The organism is Streptomyces sp. NPDC046197 (assembly GCF_040646295.1).
Classification (GTDB): domain Bacteria; phylum Actinomycetota; class Actinomycetes; order Streptomycetales; family Streptomycetaceae; genus Streptomyces.
On sequence record NZ_JBEYZY010000010.1, the window covers coordinates 94,759 to 116,309 of the forward strand.

Annotated in this window: 19 protein-coding genes and 2 pseudogenes; 9 read left to right on the forward strand and 12 right to left on the reverse strand. The window is 69.9% G+C overall.

Features of this window, described 5'->3' with window-relative positions:
- Positions 1 to 146: 146 nt before the first annotated feature.
- Positions 147 to 1,904, reverse strand: coding sequence for a hypothetical protein (locus tag AB0A61_RS16400; protein WP_361292148.1), 1,758 nt, complete (start codon positions 1,902 to 1,904; stop codon positions 147 to 149).
- A 553-nt stretch (positions 1,905 to 2,457) separates the two neighbouring features.
- Between AB0A61_RS16400 and AB0A61_RS16405 the strand changes: the two are divergent.
- Positions 2,458 to 3,081: pseudogene (locus tag AB0A61_RS16405) on the forward strand (SDR family NAD(P)-dependent oxidoreductase); the annotation flags it as partial.
- 64 nt (positions 3,082 to 3,145) lie between these two features.
- Here AB0A61_RS16405 and AB0A61_RS16410 read toward each other — a convergent pair.
- Entirely contained in the window at positions 3,146 to 4,276 is a 1,131-nt protein-coding gene (locus AB0A61_RS16410; protein ID WP_361292150.1) for a hypothetical protein, read from the reverse strand.
- A 185-nt stretch (positions 4,277 to 4,461) separates the two neighbouring features.
- Between AB0A61_RS16410 and AB0A61_RS16415 the strand changes: the two genes are divergently transcribed.
- Positions 4,462 to 4,731, forward strand: coding sequence for a hypothetical protein (locus tag AB0A61_RS16415; protein ID WP_361292151.1), 270 nt, complete (start codon positions 4,462 to 4,464; stop codon positions 4,729 to 4,731).
- Positions 4,732 to 4,868: 137 nt separating this feature from the next.
- Positions 4,869 to 6,149, forward strand: a complete 1,281-nt coding sequence (locus AB0A61_RS16420) for a UPF0158 family protein (protein WP_361292153.1) — start codon at positions 4,869 to 4,871, stop codon at positions 6,147 to 6,149.
- A gap of 11 nt (positions 6,150 to 6,160) precedes the next feature.
- Here AB0A61_RS16420 and AB0A61_RS16425 read toward each other — a convergent pair whose 3' ends face one another.
- Complete coding sequence (locus AB0A61_RS16425; protein WP_361292155.1) at positions 6,161 to 6,475, reverse strand: hypothetical protein; 315 nt, start codon at positions 6,473 to 6,475, stop codon at positions 6,161 to 6,163.
- A gap of 255 nt (positions 6,476 to 6,730) precedes the next feature.
- Between AB0A61_RS16425 and AB0A61_RS16430 the strand changes: the two genes are divergently transcribed.
- A complete protein-coding gene (locus AB0A61_RS16430; protein ID WP_361292157.1) occupies positions 6,731 to 7,030 on the forward strand; it encodes a hypothetical protein in 300 nt (99 codons plus the stop codon).
- Between the two features lie 844 nt (positions 7,031 to 7,874).
- On the opposite strand, the gene AB0A61_RS16435 is transcribed toward AB0A61_RS16430, so the two are convergent.
- Positions 7,875 to 9,860 (reverse strand): N-6 DNA methylase, encoded by a 1,986-nt coding sequence (locus tag AB0A61_RS16435; protein WP_361292159.1) that lies wholly within the window; start codon positions 9,858 to 9,860, stop codon positions 7,875 to 7,877.
- 140 nt (positions 9,861 to 10,000) lie between these two features.
- Between AB0A61_RS16435 and AB0A61_RS16440 the strand changes: the two genes are divergently transcribed.
- Together AB0A61_RS16440 and AB0A61_RS16445 are read left to right on the forward strand one after the other, a co-directional pair.
- On the forward strand, positions 10,001 to 11,005 hold the full coding sequence (locus tag AB0A61_RS16440; RefSeq protein WP_361292161.1) for a serine/threonine-protein kinase: 1,005 nt from the start codon (positions 10,001 to 10,003) through the stop codon (positions 11,003 to 11,005).
- Between the two features lie 559 nt (positions 11,006 to 11,564).
- Positions 11,565 to 11,795 carry a hypothetical protein gene (locus tag AB0A61_RS16445; protein ID WP_361292163.1) on the forward strand — a complete coding sequence of 77 codons (231 nt, stop codon included), beginning with the start codon at positions 11,565 to 11,567 and terminating at the stop codon, positions 11,793 to 11,795.
- A gap of 27 nt (positions 11,796 to 11,822) precedes the next feature.
- On the opposite strand, the gene AB0A61_RS16450 is transcribed toward AB0A61_RS16445, so the two are convergent.
- The 3 genes from AB0A61_RS16450 to AB0A61_RS16460 form a co-directional block, all read right to left on the reverse strand.
- On the reverse strand, positions 11,823 to 12,905 hold the full coding sequence (locus AB0A61_RS16450; RefSeq protein WP_361292165.1) for a MerR family transcriptional regulator: 1,083 nt from the start codon (positions 12,903 to 12,905) through the stop codon (positions 11,823 to 11,825).
- Between the two features lie 75 nt (positions 12,906 to 12,980).
- Positions 12,981 to 15,008: a serine/threonine-protein kinase gene (locus AB0A61_RS16455; protein ID WP_361292167.1), complete on the reverse strand. Its 2,028-nt coding sequence runs from the start codon at positions 15,006 to 15,008 to the stop codon at positions 12,981 to 12,983.
- A gap of 177 nt (positions 15,009 to 15,185) precedes the next feature.
- A complete protein-coding gene (locus AB0A61_RS16460) occupies positions 15,186 to 15,554 on the reverse strand; it encodes a hypothetical protein (protein ID WP_361292169.1) in 369 nt (122 codons plus the stop codon).
- Between the two features lie 73 nt (positions 15,555 to 15,627).
- Between AB0A61_RS16460 and AB0A61_RS16465 the strand changes: the two genes are divergently transcribed.
- Complete coding sequence (locus AB0A61_RS16465) at positions 15,628 to 15,933, forward strand: hypothetical protein (protein ID WP_361292171.1); 306 nt, start codon at positions 15,628 to 15,630, stop codon at positions 15,931 to 15,933.
- On the opposite strand, the pseudogene AB0A61_RS16470 reads toward AB0A61_RS16465, so the two are convergent.
- From AB0A61_RS16470 to AB0A61_RS16480, 3 genes and pseudogenes are all read right to left on the reverse strand, one after another.
- A pseudogene (locus tag AB0A61_RS16470) lies at positions 15,918 to 16,673 on the reverse strand (hypothetical protein); the annotation flags it as partial. The gene AB0A61_RS16465 and the pseudogene AB0A61_RS16470 sit on opposite strands and share 16 nt — an antisense overlap.
- Before the next feature lie 61 nt (positions 16,674 to 16,734).
- Positions 16,735 to 17,010 (reverse strand): hypothetical protein, encoded by a 276-nt coding sequence (locus tag AB0A61_RS16475; RefSeq protein WP_361292173.1) that lies wholly within the window; start codon positions 17,008 to 17,010, stop codon positions 16,735 to 16,737.
- 228 nt (positions 17,011 to 17,238) lie between these two features.
- A complete protein-coding gene (locus tag AB0A61_RS16480) occupies positions 17,239 to 18,798 on the reverse strand; it encodes a sialidase family protein (protein WP_361292175.1) in 1,560 nt (519 codons plus the stop codon).
- 73 nt (positions 18,799 to 18,871) lie between these two features.
- On the opposite strand from AB0A61_RS16480, the gene AB0A61_RS16485 reads away from it, so the two are divergent.
- On the forward strand, positions 18,872 to 19,030 hold the full coding sequence (locus tag AB0A61_RS16485; RefSeq protein WP_361292177.1) for a hypothetical protein: 159 nt from the start codon (positions 18,872 to 18,874) through the stop codon (positions 19,028 to 19,030).
- 83 nt (positions 19,031 to 19,113) lie between these two features.
- On the opposite strand, the gene AB0A61_RS16490 is transcribed toward AB0A61_RS16485, so the two are convergent.
- Together AB0A61_RS16490 and AB0A61_RS16495 are read right to left on the reverse strand one after the other, a co-directional pair.
- Positions 19,114 to 19,347, reverse strand: a complete 234-nt coding sequence (locus AB0A61_RS16490) for a hypothetical protein (protein WP_361292179.1) — start codon at positions 19,345 to 19,347, stop codon at positions 19,114 to 19,116.
- Between the two features lie 48 nt (positions 19,348 to 19,395).
- Positions 19,396 to 19,749, reverse strand: coding sequence for a hypothetical protein (locus AB0A61_RS16495; protein ID WP_361292181.1), 354 nt, complete (start codon positions 19,747 to 19,749; stop codon positions 19,396 to 19,398).
- A 259-nt stretch (positions 19,750 to 20,008) separates the two neighbouring features.
- Between AB0A61_RS16495 and AB0A61_RS16500 the strand changes: the two genes are divergently transcribed.
- Entirely contained in the window at positions 20,009 to 21,478 is a 1,470-nt protein-coding gene (locus tag AB0A61_RS16500; protein WP_361292183.1) for an ATP-binding protein, read from the forward strand.
- Positions 21,479 to 21,551 lie beyond the last annotated feature (73 nt).

Consider the following 21,551-nt stretch of genomic DNA (forward strand, 5'->3'; position numbering starts at 1 on the left):
CGGCAGGAGCTGACGGCGGAGTGGACGCCGGAGGGAGGCCCGCCTCCGGCTCGCTCTCCGTCTCCGGCTCGGCGAAGATCAGCCATCACAGCCCACGGCCTTGTCCATGGCACACCCGGGGTCATCGTGCTGGGGAGCCTTCGTGACTACTCCGTCGGGTGTAGAAGGCGTTGGGTGTACCGGAGGGCTGGGTGTAGGGAAGCACCGTCAAGAGCTGTGCGGCGGGGGGACGCGGGGGTCGGCGTGGCTGTCGGGGAGCCGTAGCGGTGGCCTTGGGGCTGCTGTGTTGCCGGGGACGGGGAGGCGGAGGCGCTGGTCGGCGCGGTGGCCTGGTTGGTGGCGGTCGGACCTGCGCCCCTGCCGGCCGACGGGGTGCTCGGTGACGCAGACGGTGTGCTCGGCGACGTGGACGGGGAGGTGCCGGTCGAGGGAGCGGCCGAGGGAGGCGTCCGGCCGAGCGCTGTCAACACGGCGTCGGTGACCACTCCGTCCGCGTTCGTGGTGAGGACGATGGGGTCGGCGGCGCCGAGCAGATGATCGCAGCCCAGGTTCGTGAACGTCTGGTTGGCCCGTGCCGCGAGGAAACCGAAGAGGTTCGGCGCCATGGCCGGGTCCGGCGAGGGCGCCTTCTCGAAGAGTGGCTTGTCCTTGAAGACGCGCTGGATGCCGGCCGGATCGCGGAAGAGGGTGGTGCAGAAGCCCGCTCCGTCACCGTCGGCGCCGGCACCGACCGCGGGCATGTCGACTCCGGTGCGGTACGCGTTGGTCTTCGCGACGCTGCTACGGCCGTCGACGAGCGTCATCGGGTCGTTCCGCGGGACCAGCGCGATCGGCGCTTTCTGGTGTGCCGCGGCGGACAGTTCGTCCAGCGCGAGGGCGGACGTGGCCCGGCCGTCGCCGGACTGGTCGGGCGCGGTGAAGGGCTTGCAGCCAAGAGCAGGGTCCATGAACTGGGTCAGCAACAGGTTGTCGCTGCCGTTGGCCAGATCCGTCGGGGCGCGGGTGGTCGCCGACCTGGCCCCGCCGTTGTGCCGGTGGTGTTGGTCGCCGCGGTTGGTCAGCCGGGCGCCATCCTTGAGTGCGGCCCTGCTCGCGGCGTTGTTCTGGGCGATACGGCCGTGCGCGTCGGCGAGGTAGTGGGTCACCACGTTGTCGCTTCCGTCCTGGTCCACGACGGAGAAGTCCCGCGTGGTCGGGCAGGGCAGGCCGTCCTTGGCCCTCCCGAGCGCCGGAATCCTGAGGTGCCCCTTGGCGATCTGGGCGTTGGCGGCCCGGAAGAAGGCCGGAGCATTGCAGTACGCGAACTGGCCGAAGACCGATCCAGGCAGGCCGTTGACACACTGGCCCCGTGCCGGACCGTCCCGACGGCCGCTTGCCCGCAAGGTCAGCTCGGCGTTGTTGAAACCGAACCAGATACCCACGGTCGAGCCGCGCGGCACCGACGGCCGGGCGGTGGGCGCGGCCGGCTTCGTTCCCTTGTCGATCACCAACGGGTTGTAGAGGGTCAGCTTGCCGTTCGGGGTGACGATCGCGGCTTCCACGAACGCCGACTGGTCGGGGTTGGCCTCGTGGCAGGGTCCCTGCGCCGGGTCGGTCGCGACGAGTCTGTACGGCGTGGCCAGGCCGCGGGCGCTGAGCGGGTTGTCCGGCACCAGCAGCGTGCAGTTGGGATCGGGTCTGCGGGCCGCCGCGTCGGGCTGCGCGGCGGTTGCCTGGTTTTTTTGCGGGCGGTGCTGGGCACGGACTTCCGCCGCGAACACCGACCCCGCGACGACGGCGAGAATCACGGGGCCGCCGATCAGCGCGAGTGACACCTTCGACAGCTTCCGGTGCCGGGCGTGCTCCCGCCGCGCAGTACGCGACGTCTGTGTCAGGTCCTTGCGGGCCACTGCGGTGCTCCTCACTGTGCGTCCTCCCGTGGGGAGTGGCCCACGGTCGCGCGGGCGCACGACGGTCATGACAGTGCGGACCCTTCTGGGCGTGGCGGAGAACGAGCAACCGGATCGCCCCGCACGACGGATCCCATCGCGGTACGTGCCGTGCTCACGGTCGGTTCAACGGCCGCGCCAGTCATTGCCGAACCTTGAACGAGCGGGAGGCTGAATCCCTGGTCGGCGCACGCTGAAGAGAGGTCAGCCGGATCGGCTCGGGGAGGACCGCGAAGGGGGCATCGTGCCGGGGAGCCGTCGTGACTGCTCTGCCGGGTGCAGGGGAGGAAAGTCGTGCGGTGATGCCGCCAGGTCGGTAACGGAGCACATCGCGAACCGGAGCGTGCTCGCTGTCCGGGAAGGGGGCCGGGCTGAAGCGCATGAGCCTGTTCCGGGTCTCCTCGCATCCGTTCGACGCACGTGAGGGTACTCGCCCAGGGTGAGGCCGTCTGCGGCATGAACTCTCTTCCTGTGGCGGCTGAGGGCTCCGCTTGACTTCGAGTGCCATCGAATTCGTAGCGTTCCGGGTATGAGCACTGCACAGCACAAGATCGGATCCGGTTTCGGCGCCACCAGCACCGTCGACGACGTCCTGCAGGGCATCGACCTGACCGGAAAGCTTGCCCTCGTCACGGGCGGTTACTCGGGGATCGGCCTGGAGACCACACGGGCGCTCGCCAAGGCCGGGGCCCAGGTGGTCGTGCCCGCCCGCCGCCCGGCAACGGCCGAACAGGCGCTGTCCGGCATCTCGGGAGTCGAGCTGGACGAGTTGGACCTCGGCGACCTGGACAGCGTGCGCGGCTTCTCCGAGCGGTTCCTCGTCTCCGGACGGACCATCGACATGGTGATCGACAGCGCCGGGATCATGGCATGCCCGGAGACACGGGTGGGGCCCGGCTGGGAGGCCCACTTCGCCACCAACCACCTCGGTCACTTCGCCCTCGTCAACCGTCTGTGGCCCGCGATCGCGCCGGGCGGTGCCCGGGTCGTCTCCGTCTCCTCTCGTGGGCACCACTTCTCCGGCATCCGCTGGGACGACATCCACTGGCGGCAGGGCTATGACAAGTGGGAGGCCTACGGTCAGGCCAAGACCGCCAACGTCCTGTTCGCCGTGCAGCTCGACAAGCTCGGCCGCGATGCCGGCGTGCGGGCCTCACGTTGCCTCAGTGAGGTGGGGAGGGCGCAACGCGGCTCGATCGGTGCCGGGACGAGGCGGCCTATCGGAGGCCGTGGCGGTCGAGGCGGTGGATGAGGCCGGGGCGGCGCTGGTAGTCCTCGCGCAGGCGGGCCAGGCGCTGGTGGAAGTCGGTGTGCTGTCGGGCGTGGGCGTAGGCGTCGCGCAGTTCCGCGAGGAGGCTGACGGCCTGGTCGTAGCAGCTGGTCTTCTTGGTGGCGATGTGCGCCTCGATCTGCTGCCAGACGGATTCGGCCTCGCCTGCGAGAGCGGTCAGATGCCGGGCGCGGGCGGTGGCCCGTTCGTGTTCGGCGCGCTGTCGGCGTTCGGTGCGCAGGGTGTGGGCGGCGTCCAGGAGGTGGGCGGCGGACCGGCGCCCGGGGACCGTGGTGGGGGCGTCGGCGCCGCGCAGGCGATGCAGGAGTTCGGTGTGCAGCCCAGGTTCCGGGCCGAGGGCGAGCCGCAGCAGCAGAGCGTCCTTCTCCTTCTGGGGCATTGCGGCGATCAGCGGGGCGAGTTCCTTCTTCGCAGGCCTGGTCAGCTTCTTGGATGCGGCGGGACTGGCCTGGGCCGCGACCGCCAGCAGGTCGTCGTCCACGCGCAGGAAATCCGCGAGCGCCCGCTGCGGGGCGGTCAGTTCGCCGAGCCCGGCCGGGGCGGGCGGTTCGGGGCAGGTCCGGTACTCCTCTTCGTCGTCGTCTTCGAGTTCCCAGGCGGCGAGCGCTGAGAGCCAGGCCAGATAGAGGGGGCGCATGTCGCCGGTGGTGAGTTCGTCGCGTACGCCGATGAGGGAGGACAGCGAGTCGTCGGCGCCCTCGATCCAGTCGCCGCCCTCGTCCTCGCTGGTCAGGTCGAGCAGGAGGTGGGTGCGGGTGGTCCAGGCCTCGATGTGGTGGTTGAGACAGTACGGCCGCACCGCCGGCAGGGCCAAGGTCTGCTTGGGCAGGCGGAGCATCAGCCGGTGGGTGCCCCAATTGGTCACGTACAGGTGGGCGTCGAAGTAGCGCTCGACCATTTTGCGCGGATTGGCGCTCAGGTCGCCCCAGTTGTAGGTGTTGGTGAAGCTGGTGGCGGTGATCCGGGCCCGGGTGGAGATAGCCCTCAGCTGCTCCTGTTCCTCGCGGCTGAGCGGCCGGTCGAGGGCCTGGAACTCGTAGTACTGGTACTCGCTCACACGGCGGACCCTATCGCCGGCGCGAGTGGGCTCGGACGCGGATGGGCCACGGCAGCGGAGCCGACCGGAGGCAGCAATCAAACGTCATAGGGTGAGCCGAGGCGAGCCGTGGCGGGGAGGAGCGGGCTGTGGCGGTGTGGACCGAGCGGGCGATGGAGCATGATGCAAGAACGGAGCTCGCGGCCGTGCTGCAGCTGGTTGCCGCGGGCAGGCTGCGGTGCGGCGACAAGACGAAGCGCCCCTCCGCGGCCACCCTCCGCGCACTGGGCGAGGTCCTCACCGGCAGTGAATTCTACGAGGGCGAGGCGGTCAGGGCGTTCGCCTGGCCGCTGCTGCTCCAGGCTGGCGGTCTTGCCGAACTATCCGGCGGCCGACTGGAGTTGACCGCGCGGGGCGAAAGGCGCTGGCCGCGCCCGCCCACGAGACGATCCGGCACCTGTGGCGGCGCTGGCTGAGCCAGGGGGTACTGGACGAGTTCAGCCGCATCGAGGCAGTCAAGGGGCAGCGCGCGGCGAACGTCCTCAGCGCGGCCGGACCGCGCCGGAAGGCGGTGGGTGCGGCGCTCGCCGAGTGCTGCCCGCCAGGGGAATGGATGGCGGTGGACGAGCTGTTCAAGGCGATGCGTACCGCAGGGCATGACCCGTACCTGGTCCGTTCCGAGCGGGCGCTGTGGACGCTGTACCTGGAGGACGCGCAGTACGGCAGCCTCGGCTACGACGGACACCACGACTGGCCGGTGCTGCAGGGCCGCTACACCCTGTGTGTGCTGTTCGAGTACGCGGCCACCCTCGGCCTCGTCGACGTCCAGTACATCGACCCGGAGGGCGCCCGGGACGACTTCCGCCACATGTGGGGTGCCGACTGGCTTCAGCGGCTCAGCCGCTACGACGGGCTGCTCGCCATCCGGTTGAACCCGCTCGGGGCGTACGCGACGGGGCGCACCGACGCCTACCGACCGCGCCCGGAGCCCGCCGCCGTGGCGCGGAGCCCGGTCAGGGTTCTGCCGAACTTTGACATCGTGGCACTCGACGGCCTGGCCCCCGCCGAGGCGCTGCTGCTCGACGCGTTCGCCACCCTTGTCGCACCGGAGACGGCGGCGCTCGCAACGCACGGCGGAGGTCCCCCTGTTCGAGCGAAGCCGAGAACTCGGGGGAGTAGCCTCGCGGGCGTGACCGAGGCATGGACCGACCACGCGCTGAAGGCACTCCGCGCCGCCCGCCACAACGCGGACTGCCCGTCCCTGCTCGCCCTGCTGCGTGCGCATGACCCCGTCGGAGTGCTGCAGCAGTGTGGAGACGCACTCACCGCAGCAGTTTCGCGGGGCCTGCCCGGCGCTCGGGAGGCAGCGACCGCGTGCTCGTCCGCACTGCGCGAACGGGGCTGGCCCGGAGACGAGGTCCTCGCCGAACAGCTCGACACGGCGGGAGGCCGTGCCCTCTGCCTGCTGCGGCCGCTGCCGGTCGACCCGGAGGAACTCTCCAGTCTGCTCGAAGGGGACCCGGCCTGGGGTGGTGGCCGTATCGACCTGGGCACCGGTGAGTGCCGGCCTGCCCTCGCGGACACCGAGGAGTCATGGGACGAGGAGGAACCGGAAGGCACTGAGCGGTGGCTCGACGTCCCGTGCGAGGGATCGCGGGACGCCTACCGCGACATGGAGGACTTCATCACCACCCTCGACGCCCCGGACCTCGCCCGGTTCCTCGGCATCGCGATCCAGGGTCCAGGAGCGTTCCGCCGCTTCAAGGAAATGCTGGCCACCTCGCCGGCGCAGCTGCAGCGGTACTGGTTGTTCTCCGCGGAGCGGCAGCAGGGCCGGGCCCGGGCCTGGCTCGCCGATCAGGGTTACCGGCCGACGCTGTCGGGCGACCACTGACCCGGGTGCCTTCACGGGCCCCAGTGCCGGTAGGCCTCGATCCACTCGGCCCCCTCGGGCGCCGGATCCGGCAACGGAAGGTCGAGAATGCCGATCGCCTGTCGGTGCCTGCCGCGCGTGCAGACCGCCACGATCTGGCTGCCGGGCAGCAGGTCCACCTTCTTCACGGTGACCTCGACCCCGAGAACGACCGTCTTGAACGGAACAGCCAGCTGCTCTGCGAGCATCGTGAAAAGGCCCGTGAGCTGCTCCTCGCCGTCGTAGGCGTCAACGGTGGCCTGCTCGACCAGCTCATCGAGTTCCGCATCGCTCAGCTGTCCGTCCACAGGGAACAAGGTACCGGCGGTGCCCGCAGATGCCCTCGCTCGGTCAACCGGCCGCCCCACCCTGAGCCGCGGCGGTCGTTCCTCCCGCCGCGAGGATCGGCGTGCTGCCTGGTGGTGCGTACCGACTCCTCAGCACCCACCGCGAGTTGACGCCGAGAGGGCCGCCGACTGTGCGGAGCAGGTCGGGTGCGGGTTCCTCGTTCGCGAGACCGGCCGATGGTCGCTGGTCCCCTGCGCGTTGACAGGGGACCAGCTATGCAGAGCGCAGAAGTGCAGGCGCTCGCGAACGCAACTGCCCGCCACCTACCTCAAAGGCATGGCGTCGCCGCAGGCATCGCCATGACCAACGCCCTGGCCAACATCTCAGGCGTCATCGGCCTCTCTATCACCGGCGCACTCCGCACCACCACAGGCAGGTACACCGCCGGAACCGCCGTGATGGCCGTCTTCCTTGTCCTGTCCGCCGTCGGCGCTCTTACCGTCCGCCGCGTCGCCGCCAGGAGCGCGCAGCCGGCAACCCGGGGCCCCGAGCAGAATCTCCCGGTGACCTCGTAACCGACGGGCCGATTGCGGCCATGCACGGCAACCGCTGTTCAGTTCCACCACCAGATTGCTCTGCACACGCCCATGCATCGATGGGGCGATGCCCAAGTCGTGCCTCCCGCATCAGACCCCGCTCGGTAAGAAGCGCCGTTGCCCGAGCGGTACAACCCCCGGTCGCGTCACCCCTTTGCGGCCGGCGTTCTGTGTGCCGTCAAGTGACGGGGGGAGGAGAAGGATCGCGGGTATTCTGAGTCAGAAATTGGGGATAAAGCCTGAAGTCGTATGGCTCACGCCGCGCTCTGTGCATGGAACCGCCCTTGCGCCACCAAGACTCTATCGTCGGCCGTCGACTTGCCCCTCGGACACTCATAGTAACGAGGGCCTCGACCTTTCGGTCGTGGTCCTCGTTGCGTTTTCGCGGGTGATCGTGATGCCCAGCACCAGACCCTGATGCTGCCGAAGTGGTGGTAGAGGCTGCGGAAACGTGCGCTCTGCCCGACGCCTCACGGCACTGCCTGGGTGGACACGGGGCGGAGGCGCTCCAAGCCCTGGGACCCGACCGTTCTTGGATAAATGGCTGGCGCAGGCGCGGCGTGCATGTGAGATCAGAGCCGGCAGAACGGCTGCGCCGTCTCACTGATCACCGCAGACGCGGTATGCCGCGCAGACGCCGCTGTACGCGCTCGGCCGGCACTCGCCGCCATGAACCTTCGCCATGACTCGGTGACGGACTTCCAGTGCAGTCGTCAACCCGAGGTAGCAGCGCCGAGTCGCTGCGGCCGTTGGGGGTTCCGGATCGACAACCGCATGGTCGACACCGGTGTTTGCTGAGCCGGGGCCGACGGTCCGGTAGGGGTCAGGTAGCCAGTCCACCTGCCGCAAGGCGATCGCTCATGTCGCTCACCAACCCCTGACCTGAACGCTCGGCTCTGGCGACGAGCGCCTCGAAGGCCCTGAGGCGACGAAACGCATCCGCGTACACCATCTGTTTCTCCAGGGGAAGCTGGAGTACCTGCAACCGCCGGATGTCGACCCGGGAGGAACTGGAAGCATGGGTGCCTGCCTGGCGGCCGTTGGCCGGAGCGCTCAGACAGCCGGCGAGGAAGTGGGGATCGAGCTTCTCCGAGTCCACCCGCAGGGTGTAGAGCTGCGGGCCGAGAGCCATCGGTGCGCCCTCATGCACCCACGCCTTGAAGGCCCGGGTCACTCCGGCGACCACTACGTCGCCCTTTTCGGCAAGGGTGTGGGCCGATTGGGTGGCCAGCAGCGCGCTGGGCGCACCGTCGAGCAGCAGGTCGGCGATGGTGAGGAGCGGTACGGCGTTCCCGCTGACAGGTGCCGACTTCTCCGGAGGCTGCTGACCGGTGCGCAGCGTCAGCGCGCCGGCCTTGACCAGGTCTCCCACTGTCGTCGTGGTCTGCTGGGTGCCGGTCTCGACATCGAGTACGGACAGATGTTGTGCCTGGTCGGCCAGGTCGCTCAGCAGCGCCCCGAACTCGCTCCACTTATTGGCAAGTTCCTTTGACGACGGTTCGGACGCCGACGCGGTGTAGCGTCCCGGGGTGACGTCCACCTCGTCGTCCAGAAGGTCGAGCAAGGGAACGCGCACGGCGCTCTCCGGCGGCTCTTGATCGGAATGGTCGAGGGTCGCCAGCGCGGTGAGGACAAAGGAACCGAGAGCGTCCCAGTCGGGGCTCGGCTCGCGTGTTCCCGGTCGTGCGAAGCCCGTGGCGTCTACCAGGAGGGCGTCCTGGCTCGGAGGAGGGGCGGCAGGACCGTCCGCCGCTGCTCGCAGGACCCACAACTGCAGTGACACGCTGTGGGGTTGTGCACTGCCCGGAGGCAGGGACACCACCGCCCGAAGTGCTCCGGTGCGCAGCAGCGAGCCGCGAATACGCCGACCCGCCTTGCGTGATGCCACGGCGGGTGGGAGGACCACCACGGCGACTCCGCCGGGTCTGAGGTGGGAGAGGAGGTGCTGCACCCAGGCCAGTTCGGGCTCGGTCCGCGGGGGCAGCCCATGGGTCCAGCGCTGGTCGGTGGCGAGTTCCTCGTATCCCCAGTCTCGTTCGTTGAACGGTGGGTTGCACAGTGCGATGTCGGCCTTGGCCCCGGTGAAGGGGTCCTCCCGCAGCGCGTCGGCCGTGGCGATCCGTGTACGGATGTGACGGTCGTCCGCGACGAAGCCGAGCCGGGCGGACGCCAGCGCGGCCAGCGCCGGATCCCGCTCACACGCGAGCAGCTCGAGGCCCGGGGCATCGTACTCCTGAGCGGCAGCTGCCGCCAGGTGTCCCGTGCCGCAAGCCGGATCCAGGACGGTCAGTCCGCCATTCTGCGGACCGAGACGGGCGGTGAGGGCGATCCGGGTCATCAGTGTGGCGAGTGGTGGTGGTGTAGTGCTGAGCTGTCGGACATGTGTTTCCAGCCACCGTTGCAGCAGGAACTCGAAGGTGTCGCGCGGCCCCTCCGCCCGCCCCAGCTTCGCTGCCTCGGCCACCAGCTCACGAGCCTGCGGAGAGAGCTCGGGATGGGAGATTCGCGCCCTGGAGGACCGCATCCGGCGGGCGGCCTCGGCCACGGCCAGCCCCGACTCGTTCCGGCTGCCGAGCAACTCGAAGCGCGGCCAGAGGAGTTCCTTGCCGCCGACGTCCCTCAGCTTTCCGTTGTCGCGCAGCCACTGCTCGACCTCGGCGAGCGAGAACTGCGGGCTGACGTCGGTGCCCCCGATCCGTGTGGGGAAGGAGTCGTGGCGTCGGCGCCAGTTGCTCACGGCGGCTCGCCCGACGCCGGCGATCCGGGCGATCTCGGCCAGGTTGACGGGTACGACGTCGGGGGTACTCATCGATCAGTCTCCGAGGTGCTTGGTGGCTGGCGGGTGGTCGGCCCCAGCAACCGATGAAAAGAAGGCTACTACGCTCATTGACTCTGTTCACAGAGTTTACGTTCCATTGCGATGTGTGGGAGATGTGGAGGTCGGGGAAGATGCCGGGTCTCGCGCCGGGAATGGTGCTTGGTGGCCGCTATCGGCTGGAGTCGGTTCTGGGCCGCGGTGTGATGGGGCAGGTGTGGCAGGGGCAGGACCTGCCCCTCGGCCGGCCCGTCGCGGTCAAGACCGTCGCAACGGAGCTGCTGGCCGTGGCGAGCAGCCGCGAAGCGGCCCTGGCCCGGTTCAGCAGGGAGACGCGGGCGGCCGTACGCCTGGACCATGCGAACGTCGCCACTGTCTTCGACGCATCGCTCACGGACGACACCTGCTGCCTCGTGATGGAACTGATCGAAGGCACCACTCTCGAGTACCTCTTCGACCAGCAGGAGGACGGGCGGTTCGACCTCGCCTCGGCGGTCGCCGTCGCGGCCCAGCTCTGCGCGGGACTGTCCGCGGTCCATGCCGCCGACCTCGTCCACCGGGACGTGAACACGCAGAACATCATGATCCGGCGGGACGGCGTCGTGAAGATCCTGGACTTCGGGCTGGTCAAGCTGCTCCGTGACACGGATCCGCGGCTGACCACGACCGGCGAGGGCATCGGCAACCTCTTCTGCGCCTCACCCGAGCTGCTGGCGGGGCGGGACCGGCTCGACGGCCGCAGCGACCTGTATGCCGTGGGCTGCCTGCTGCACCACGTGCTGATGGGTGAGACTCCCTTTCCCGCCCATCAGCCCGCGCTCCTGTCCTCCCACCATCTCGCCTCGCCCCCCGCCCGTCATCGCCGACTCCGGGGTGGACGTGCCCGCCGACCTGCAGAACCTGCTCACGACCCTGCTCGCCAAACGGCCCGAGGACCGTCCTTCCTCCGCCGCCGGGGTCTACGCGGCTCTCGCGCCCCACCTGCCGCAGCCGCGACCGAGTTGGCCGTCAGGCACACCGTGCCCGAGGATCCCAGCCGGCCGTTCCTGGTTCCGCAGGGCGTGCAGGATTTCAGTTCCGATACACGTGCGCCCCGTAGCAGCGTCGTGGTCAAGTCGGTTGAGTTGCCCGGCCGATGATGGCTTGTGAACTCAGTGCACGGAGCGCATACTCCGACTGTCGCGTCGAGACTGCATTCCTGGGCGCGAGGCCTTGAGGGGGGCGCACATGACCTACGCGGACAGCAGGCTGGTGCAGACCGCGGTTGGAGGTAGACGAGACGGCGGGACGGGAAGGCAGGCCACTGCTGTCGGCGTTGCTGCGAACCGATGAGGGCGGCACACCGGTCTACCTCGGACAGCTGAGCCGGGCAGTCGGCTGTGGATCACCGGCGACGGCCGCCGTCCTGAAACATTGGTGCCAACGCGAGGTGGACCGTGCCTTCGCGGTGCATGGGACCCCGCCCCGGACCCTCCTCCTCGGCTCGAGATCGACAGGGACGGTCACATCGCCGCGGACAGCGCCCCGCCGCAACAGCCCCGCGTCATCGTGCACAGCAGAGGCGAGCTTCTGCAGGACGACCGGTACCGCCAGGCCCGTGACCTCAACCGTGCGGAGAAGCTCCGACGGGACCTTGCAACGGCGCGCAACGACCGAGCCCCCAGACTCGTGGCCGCGCTGATCAGGGAAGGTGAGGAGGTGATTCCCCTCTTTGCCCGGGCGCAGAGTGCTCAGTTGCGCGCCGAGGTCGTCGACGCCCGGAATTGGCTGCGGAGCCACCTGGCCGAGGGAGCGGGGAAGGGCAAGAAGAAGAACGCCAAGTCCAAGCAGTCCGCACGGGCCGCTACCGCACGCAGCGCCAAGAGCAAAGGGAAGAGGCAGCAGGGCCGGATGAACGGCGACCGCCCACTCCCGGGCCACGGGCGGTAGGCGGCCACAGTGGTCGAGATGACCGAGTCAGTCCTCCAGACGGACCGGCATCAGCAGCGAGAACGTCAGCTCGTCGTCGACCCGGCGGATCGCGAGGGGCGCCCTGGGGGCGCCGAACTCCAGGAGCAGTTCGTCCCTGGCCCCGGCGGCGAGCGCCTGCAGCAGGAACTCGCGGTTGACGGCGACCTTGTTCTGGCCGTCGTCGTCCTTCTCGCAGAGGGCGACCGTGCCGTCGTCCGTCACCCTGAGCACACTGAGGTCGTAGGACACGCCGTCCTGCTCGCGCGCCTCGCTCGCCCGGACCGGACCGGACTCGAGCATGTTCCGGAAGGCCGTCACGCCGACGAGGGCCCGCCGCCCGGCGGGCACGTGGATCAAGCGGCGGTAGGCGGGGAATTCGTGATCGAGGCACTGGCCGACCGCCCGGCGGTCACCGGCCTCCAGCGTCACACGGTCACCGTCCACGGCGAGCCGGACGGGTACCTCGCCGCTCAGCAGCGCCCGCATCGCGTCGGCGAGGGGGAGGGGCACGACGACCTCCACGCGGGGACCGCCGTAACCCGTGGTGCCCGCGTGTGCCACGGCCATCCGGTAACGGTCGGTGGCCACGACGCGGAGTTCCCCGCCCTCGATGTCGAACAGGATTCCGCCGAGCACCGGCAGCTCCGGGTCGGTACTGGCAGCGAAACGGACCGCGTCCAGCGCGGCGGCCAGCTCCGGTGCGGGGACGGACAGCCGGACGGTGGCGGTGCGGAGCGACGTCATGGGGTTCTCCCTGCGGTCGAGAAGGGCTCGGAGGGTGGAGAACTCGCCACGGGCGTCGGACAGTCCCAATTCGAGGCGGCGCAGATGCGCCTGCAGAAGCCCGCGCACGAGGTCTGTGTCCGCGCCGGCCCAACCGGCCAGCACCAGGCGAATATCCGCCAACGGCATACCGGCCCGGCGCAACCGGGCCAGCAGCCGGGCCTCTTCGAGCTGCTCCGGCTCGTACCAGCGGTACCCGCTGACAGGGTCCACCCATGCAGGGATCAGGACGCCGGCACGGTCGTAGAACCGGAGCGCGCTCACGCTCAGTCCGCTGTCCCGGGCCATCTCCCCGATGCTGCGCATCTCGTTCTCCACACCCGGAACTCTGGGCCCTCGACAAGGTCGAGGGTCAACTCCGCCTCAACTCCGGCCTACCGCTCAGGCAGGGCAGGCGGCCCCTGTGGTGGCGTCGCCCCAACGCATCATCAGGTAGTGGTTACCGCCGATCTGAGCCACGGCATAGCGCGTGTACGGCCACGCGTCACCCGCGCTCTCCCGTTGGGCCACGAGAGCCCGGCACGCCTCGCCGGCGGCCATGGCCGCCCATGACTCGGCCTTCCCCTGGTTCCACGGTGCGTAGTCGGACCAGACGTACATCACCGAGTTGCCCGGGTCGAAGCCCACTTTGATCTCCGCGTTGCCGAGCACGCGATCGGTGCCGAGGGACTGGCGCATGGAGTTGCTCCGCTGGATGATCCTCCGGGCGAGGTGGTCCGCGACCCGGATCTCGTCGCCGTCGGTGCTGGGGATCATCGCCTGACCGAGGCCGTCCTCGTCCGGTGCCCAGTCCTGCGCGTTGCCGTCCGAGGCCTGCCCGCTGCCGTCGTCGGCCGCCACCTGGCACTTGGAGTTGGTGACGAAGTCGTCCTGCCAGGTGACCTCGGGATTCCGGCCCGGCTCCTCCTTCACCATCACGTACCGGCGGTACGGAAGGTCCGGGTGCAGACGGAGTACGACATCCCGCGCCGTCAGGCACATGTTCCTGGCGATCTCCGTCTCCGCGTACATCGCGCCCTGCTCGTCGGAGCTGAGCGTGTACGAGAGGTAGACCTCCTGGCGCGACGCGTGGAACCGCACGGCCTCCGGGGAGAAGTCGGCGCCGCTGCTCAGCTCCTGGGCGACGACACCCTCGTCGTGCAGGACCGCGCGCGCCACGTCGTGCTCGCCCGCGCCCTGAGCCTCCCGCGCCTGGCTCCAGCTCTCCGCGGTCGCCGAGTCGCCGCTCGCGGTCTGCTGATTCGCCGCCGCGCCGCCCTTCACCGTCTTCGCGGACGGTCGCGCGGATCCGGCCGAAGAGGACGACGAGCGCTGGGCGGCGAGCGAGGCCGCCGCCGACGACGCGTGCGTGTCGGTCCCCGTGTCCCGGGGCAGCAGCGCAGCCGCTCCTCCGGCCAGGCCGCCGATGACGCCCGCCGCGAGCACGAGGCCGCCGACCAGCCGCTTCCTCGGCCGCTTCCGGCCTGCGGTCAGGTGCCATGAGGGATCATCCCCGGCCGGCACATGCCACACCGCCGCGACCATGTCCACGGCCGTCACCGCTCCCGAGCCGGCGCTGCCCACCTGGGTTGCCTCGGAGGCCAGCCGGACCGCGCACTCACGGGCGGCTTCGGCGGCCGACGGGCGGTCACCGGGTTCCTTGGACAGTGCCTTTTCCACGATTCCGCGCAGGGCGGTGGGGACGCCGTCCAGATCCGCCTCACCCGACATCACACGGAAGGCCACCACGTCGGGTGCTCCCACCCCGAACGGCAGCCGCCCGGTGGCCGCGTAGGCGACGAGCGCTCCCCAGGCGAAGACGTCGCCCGCCGGACCCGCGGTGCCCTGACGGTACTGCTCGGGGCTGATCCAGCCGGGGGTGCCGGTCATCACCCCGGTACGGGTGACGCTGGTGCCGTCGGCGGCGTGGGCGATGCCGAAGTCCAGCACACGGGGCCCGGAGGGGGTGAGGAGGACGTTCTGCGGTTTCACGTCGCGGTGCACCACCCCCGCGGCGTGAATGGCGGCCAGCGCCTGTGCCGTGGCGGCGGCGAAGGCGTACAGGCTTCCTTCGTCGAGGGGCCCGTGCGCGCTGACGTGCTGGTTCAGCGTCGGCCCGGGCACGTAGGCGGTGGCCAGCCACGGCGTCGGCGCGTCCGGATCGGCGGCGAGCAGCGGGACGAGGTGCGGCCCGGTGACCCGGGAGGAAAGTTCCACCTCACGCCTGAACCGTGCCCGGAACTCGGGATCCTGGGCATGCTCGGGGTGGACGACCTTGACCGCCACTCGCATTCCGTCGGAGGTGACTCCGGCATGGACGGTGCCCATGCCTCCGGCGCCGAGACGGCCGACGATGCGGTACGGGCCTATGCCGGTGGGATCGCCGGGGCGGGCGGGCTGGACTCTTCCGCCGGAGCCGTTCTCGCTCACGCACACTTCCTTGAACTGTTGGTCTGCCCCAGCGGGCCAGGGGACTGATGGGTGGTCAGAGGGATCGGAGGTCCGAAGACGCGGCGAGCACAGCAGGAGCGCATTCACCAGCGCGGCAGGTCGGCCATGGCGAGCAGGCAGGGCTGTAATGCTTCTGTGTGTTGACGCGGTGAGGCGTCAACGGCGGGCGTGATGCGCCGCGAGGGCCCTCAGCTCGTTGACCCAGAGCTCCACGTCGTCGCCGCCGCGTCGGTACGGAGCACGGCGGGCCAGTTTGAAGAAGCCGCCGGACGGCATGCGTGTCTCCTGCAGCACCACCAGCGCCGACAACGTGGGCAACGAACCGTCCGAATTTTCGCGAGCGGAGGCGTCTTCCAACAGGTAAGGCATCGGCCCCTCGTGAGCCGGCACCTGATGACCGAGCCGCTGGAGATCGTTGCTCAGTTGGCCGTACTGCAAGGGTTCCGCCCCCTGACGCGCTCGGTCCCGCAGAATCCCCAACAGGGCGTTCAGCGCCTGTTCGTATTCGTGGCTGCCCTTCCGCATGGGCGGTCCCCTCCCCGTGGGCCATGTGCTGCTGGGCGAGCCTATGCCTCCCGCTCGCCGATGGACAGCCTGAGTGTCGATTCAGGTAGCGAATCGTTGTGAACTTAGCGCACGAGAACTCCTCCTCGAACGGCAGCGGGAGCAGTGGAAGGCCGCCGCTCCGGCCTGGGTGCTCCGGCTGGCCGACTCGACTGACTTCCGCCAGGGCACGACCGCGGAACGCGCCATGCTCGCCAGCAACCTCCTGTACGCGCACGACCCCGCGGCCGACACCCCCGAACTCGTCCGCCTGCTGCGCACCGCGGCTGCCGCTCTCCTGCCACCGGACGGCCAGAGCGCCGCCGACAGGGCCGCTGCCGCTGGTCACCACCCGGGATAGCGGTCCCACCAGTGCCGGTCCCAGCCCGCGGTGTACTCGCCGCCGCTGGGGGCGTCGGTGAGCTGGACGACGAGGTCGCGGGCCAGGGTGTCGAGGACCCAGGCCAGTTCCTGGCGGCTGATCAGATCGACGGGCAGCGCCTCCGCGCCGTGCAGCGCTCCGAGCAGTACCCCGGCCACGCAGGCGACCGAGTCGCCGTCCGGCGCCCCGGCGGCGAAGCGCAGCGCGGCGCCCACCTCGGCTCGGTCGGGGAAGGAAGCGGCGACATACAGGCCGCCGAGCAGTGCCGAGGGTGCCGTGGCGTCCGGTGCGAGCCACGCCAGCCGTCCCGGATCCGCTGGGTGATCGTCCGCCTGCCCGAGTGCCGCTTCAAGCTGCTCGAGTTCACCGGCGGTCGGAGCGTCGTCGGCGCGGATGAGGGCGCGGACGCCGTCCGTCAGTGCCTGCCGCACCTGCGGCCGTTCGCCGGCCGCGGTCAGGCAGTGGCCGGCCAGCACGGCCGCGTGGGCCGCCGCGGAGTAGGACGCGCCCATCATGTGGCCGGTCATCGACTTCGTCGCCGTCACCGCGGCGTGGCTGCCGATCACCCGGCCGATCGCCTCGGCCTCCGCCAGGTCACCGGACTCCGTCGAGGTGGCGTGGGCGTGTACGACCCCGATGTCCGCCGGGGCCAGGCCGGCGTCGCGCGGCGCCAGTTCCATGGCGAAGGCCTGGCCGTCCGCGTCGGAGGCCGTGATGTGGTGCGCGCTCGATGCCCTAGTGGTTCCACCTGGTCGACAAGTGGCGTCGGTCCGACCGAGCTCAGGAGGCGGCGGACGTCAGGTACGTCAGGCACACCCCTCCCTCACAGTCAGGCATCTTTTGCAGGGTCCAGCGGCCGTTCACGGTCGCGGAGGAGAAGTTCGACTCGGCGTCGTCCTGCTCCACCTCACCCTCCTTCAGGGCGTATCCGGCCTTCGGGAGTTGCTTGTGCAGGAAGGACAGCGCAGAGTCGAAGCCGCCCCGTACGACTGTGACAACGACGAGCCGGTTACCGGTGCGGTGCTCCACCGAGGTAACGACCGCGCCGGCGGGCACCGGCAGGGTCGCCGGGAAGTCCCTGGGCAGCGGCGTTGAGGCGGCGGTAGGACAGCCGCCGGACGCGGTGTCGGCCGCATTCGCGGCAGACGGATGTCCACCTTGCCCGGCCGCATACCGCGTCTGTCTTTCGGGCCCGGCGTGCTTGGTGGTCGTCGAGCATCCCGTGACAGTCGCCAGGCTGAGGACTACGCCGCCCAATGCGGCAGCGCGGAGGAAGGACTTCACCTACTGGCCTCCTTCGGGCTTCTTGTGTGCGCCGCGGACCACGGCGTCATACGCGCCGTACAGCGTGTTGCCGGTGGCCTGGCGGGCGATGGAGGCCAGTGCGTCGTAGTTCTGGGGCCCGCCGGTAGCGCAGGTGCCGGTGCAGCCGTCGGCGTACGCGGCGAGCACGCGGCCCTGGGCGTCGAGGGTGACGTCGATGAAGTCCAAAAGATTGCGGTCCTGGCCGCAGGTGGTGCCACTAGTGCAGATCGAGCCCCTCTGGACCGGGTCGGTGGGTGTGGCGTCGACGGTGACCCACGACTGGCCGCCGTCGTAGGTGGTGGCCACGTACAGGTGCCAGACGCCCTTGAAGCCAGCCGTGTCCTGGTAGTTGCCGCCGGTCGTGGTGCCCAGGAAGGCGAAGGCGGCGCGGTCGTCGTCGCCCGCGGTCACGGCCGGGAAGACGATGTTCTTGATGCCGAGAGACGCGCCGACGTTCTGGTCGTACAGCCACGTCTTGCCCTTGTCGTGGCTGATGGCGATCCGCGCAGTGCCGTCGCTGTTCTGATAGCCCATGTAGACCGTCCCGCCGGCTCCGACGCCCACGCTCGGGTCGGAGTCACCGGGCGTGCTGGAGGGGTTCTTGCGGACCGTCCACGTCAGCCCGTTGTCCTCCGAGACGGCCACGGCCTGGTTGCCGCCGCAGCCCTTGTTGGGCACGTACACCGTGCCGTCCGGCGCGACCTTCACGTGCCCGTGCAGGCCGCCACAGTCCAGCAGCGAGTACATCGGGACGGCGGGCCCATAGGTGAGACCGCCGTCCCGACTGACCGCGCAGGAGGCGTCGGCGATGTCCTGCGAGCAGTAGTAGACGGCGTTGGGGTAGGACGTGAGGGCGCCAGGTCCGCCTGGGGCGAAGGGGCCGCCACCGATGGTCTGGTGGTCCACACCGGAGTTGACGCCGGAGCCGCCCGTCGGCGTCCATGTCTCGCCGTCGTCGTCGGTGTAGCAGGTCAGAGCAGTCTTGCCGGCGAGCTGTGACTCGAAGGTACGGTGGGCGGCAGGGTCGGTGAACAGGATGGGGTCGAGGCTGGTGGTGCTGCCCAGGGGACAGCCGTTGGCCGCGTGCGCGCTCTTGTCCTGCCAAGTGGCGGTGCCGTCGCCGTCGTAGGTGACCTTGAGCGTCGAGGTGTACGCCTGGAACATCGCGGCCCCACTCGCGCGGTCCACGCCGATCGAGGGTTCACCGGCGTTGTGCGCGTCCTTGATGCCGTCAGGCGCCCAGGAGTTGGCGTACGTCGGCGGGACCGCCGTGCTCGGCGGCGGATCGGCCGGGTTGGCGACCAGGCTCGCGACGCCGGTGAACCTGTCACCGAGCGGTGCGTACGGCACCACGCGCACGGTGTACGACGCCGTCAGCGCCGGAAGCAGCACGGTCTCGGGGTCGCTGGAGGACGCCGAGGCGGCCACCTCACGACCGTTCGCGTCGAGGACGTAGAGGTCGAAGTCGGCTGAGGTGTCGGGCCACTTGATGTCGATACGTAGGCTGTGATCAGCGTCGTAGCCCGCAGGTACGGACACCTTCAGGGCATAGTCGTCGCAGAGTTGAGGATTCCCGCAGCTGACCGATCCAGCGGTGCCAGAGATGTTCGGGATGACGAAAGGACCGGCGCTCCACGTGGCCGTGGGCGCCGTGTCGCTGACCGAGCCCGAGGGCGGAGCGGCGGCGTCGGCCGACGCACTCGGCAGAGCACCGGCGACCAGCGCCAGCAACCCCACGGTGATGCGCCACCGCGACCGACTGTTGCGGTGAAGACGTAGCGCGGAGAAGAGAGCCACAAATACCTCCGGGGTTCGTGAGTTGGACGAAGACTGGATGGTGCGTGGCGATACTGATCAGGCCTTCGTCTGCTCTACGGGGAGGTAGGCGGCGTCCGTCGCAAGGAATCCGAACTCTTTTCGCCCGACACACTGCCGTGCCGGCACCGCGACCTGCTTCGCCGCAGCCACGCCAAGGCCTCCCGCCCCGAACGTCCCAGGCGACCACGCGCCATACGTTCCGTCAGTGAGTTCGTCGTCCTTGACATCACGGTCGCCGCATCCACTGTGTGGAACATCCTCAAGGAGCACGGCATCGGCACCGCACCGGAGCACACCTACACAACCGGCGCTACATTCCTACACTGTCAAGCACAGGCCATCCGCGCCGCCGATTTCTTCGCGACCAAGACCCTGACCGGGGCGACCCCGTACGTCCTCGCGACAATCGAGCACGCCACCCGGCGCGTGCGGATCCCCGGTGGGACCGCGCCCGACCGCGGCATGGGTGACCCGACTCGCCCGAAACACGCTCATGGACCTTCGGGACGCGGACGCCGGCGTGGCACCCTCGGTGAGCAGGGCAGGTCCCGCGCCGGCCTGGTAGTCGCCGGCCGTGCGACGCAGGACGCCGTCGTCGTCGAACTCCAGCCTCGGCAGCCGTAGCGCCACGTCGGCGCGCTCGGCCGGAGCCACGTCGACCTTCTCGAGCATCTCGTCGAGCTGTGTCCCGACTCACACGCCGGGACGGTCACATCGAAGCGAAGATAAGGACAACGGTTCGATCTCTGTGCGTGTCAGAGGCTGACACCGGAGCCCTGATGCGCGGTAACGTGCGCGCTCGGCCTGATCATCGCACTGTCCAGGGACTGTTATGCCCGATCCTTCCACGCCGCCGGACGACCGGCCGGCAACGCCCGTGACCGCCCGTGTGACGGCCGAGTCGCGAGCCGGGTCCTCGAGGCGGCGTCAGTTGCTGTGGTCCGTGCTGCCACCGGGCGTGGTCGCCGTGGCCGGTGCGGTGGCCACCGCGCTGGTCAGTGATGGCCACCTGGACCGGGCGGACCAGGGGGCGATGTCCGGCGGTGTGGTCCTCATCGGCGCCATGGCGGCAGGAATCGCGGGTGTAAGGGCCTCGGCGGAGGCACGAGCAGTCACCAAGCACTGGACGGAGCTGTCCCGTGCGGCCGACCGGGACCGTGCCGAGCTGGCCGAGCTGATCCGTACCACAGCCGAGGGCAGAGCCGAACTGGAGTCGCTGTTCCGTCGGCTGAGGGCCGGGGAGCCCCCAGTGCGGCGCCGGCCAGAACTGCCCCCGCAGACCGGCCCGGACGAACTCTCCCGACTCGGATTCCAGATCGCCGCCGCCCGGCACGAGGCGGAGGCAGCCCTGCTGGAGACCGCCGCCGGTGCGCTCGGCGCGGAACACAGTGCCCGGCTGGAGCAGTTCGAGGTGTTCGCCAACCTGGCGCGTCGACTCGAGTCACTGGTGCACCGCGAGATCGGACTGCTGGACAGCCTGGAGAACGAGGTCGAGGACCCCGATCTGCTCAAGGGGCTGTTCCGGGTGGACCATCTGTCCACCCGGATCCGCCGCTACGCCGAGAACCTGGCCGTGCTCGGCGGCGCGAACACCCACCGCCAGTGGACCCGTCCCGTCGGCCTGACCGACGTGCTGCGTTCCGCCGTCGCCGAGATCGACCAGTATGCCCGGGTCAAGCTGGTCCCGCCCATCGATGGAACGGTCAGCGGCCACGCCGTGGTCGACGTCGTCCATTTGCTGGCCGAGCTGCTGGAGAACGCGACGGTCTTCTCACCGCCCCAGACCACCGTGCACGTGCGGGTCGAGCCCGTCGCTGCCGGGGTGGCGATCGAGGTCGAAGACCGAGGCCTGGGCATGTCGGCAGCCGAGCGCAACCAAATGAACACGGTGTTGGGTGCACCCGACAAAATCGCCCTCGGCGAGCTGCTGCAGGACGGCCGGATTGGCCTGTACGTGGTCTCGGTCCTGGCCCAGCGGCACGACATCGCCGTGCAGTTGCAGAGCAACGTCTACGGCGGCACTCAGGCCGTCATGGTGTTGCCCACGGCACTGCTCGGCCCGCAGCCGGCAGCTCCCGCGCCCGAGCACCCCGCTGTCGCGACCCCTGACGCGGTGCCGCACGACCCGGTGGAGCCCGAGGCGACGGACCCCCCGGCAACAGTGACGACCGTCGTCGCGGATCCGGGCGTGTCCGATTCCGAACTCCAGCCCGCCCCGGTGCCCCGCGACGACGAGGGCGACCGTCCGCAGCTGCCTCAGCGCCGCCGCCGGGACCACGCCGCCGACCAGCAGCACCCGGTCCGCAGCACCGGTACCTCCGAGCACATCGCCCACGACCCGGGCCTGATGGCCGCGTTCCAGACCGGGCTACGCCGGGCCGAGGAAGCGGAGACGCCCTGACACCCGAGGATCGCCCTGACGGCCCGGAGCCCCGTCCAGCAAACCGTTTCCTTCTGCCGAAGAGGAGTACACG

What these genes read in the sequence shown, in the direction of transcription:
- AB0A61_RS16420 (WP_361292153.1), top strand. Translation starts at nt 4,869, where the DNA reads ATGGCGGTGGACGAGCTGTTCAAGGCGATGCGTACCGCAGGGCATGAC.
- AB0A61_RS16430 (WP_361292157.1), top strand. Translation starts at nt 6,731, where the DNA reads ATGCAGAGCGCAGAAGTGCAGGCGCTCGCGAACGCAACTGCCCGCCAC.
- AB0A61_RS16435 (WP_361292159.1), bottom strand. Translation starts at nt 9,860, where the DNA reads ATGAGTACCCCCGACGTCGTACCCGTCAACCTGGCCGAGATCGCCCGG.
- AB0A61_RS16440 (WP_361292161.1), top strand. Translation starts at nt 10,001, where the DNA reads ATGCCGGGTCTCGCGCCGGGAATGGTGCTTGGTGGCCGCTATCGGCTG.
- AB0A61_RS16450 (WP_361292165.1), bottom strand. Translation starts at nt 12,905, where the DNA reads ATGCGCAGCATCGGGGAGATGGCCCGGGACAGCGGACTGAGCGTGAGC.
- AB0A61_RS16460 (WP_361292169.1), bottom strand. Translation starts at nt 15,554, where the DNA reads ATGCGGAAGGGCAGCCACGAATACGAACAGGCGCTGAACGCCCTGTTG.
- AB0A61_RS16485 (WP_361292177.1), top strand. Translation starts at nt 18,872, where the DNA reads ATGACGAAAGGACCGGCGCTCCACGTGGCCGTGGGCGCCGTGTCGCTG.
- AB0A61_RS16495 (WP_361292181.1), bottom strand. Translation starts at nt 19,749, where the DNA reads ATGCTCGAGAAGGTCGACGTGGCTCCGGCCGAGCGCGCCGACGTGGCG.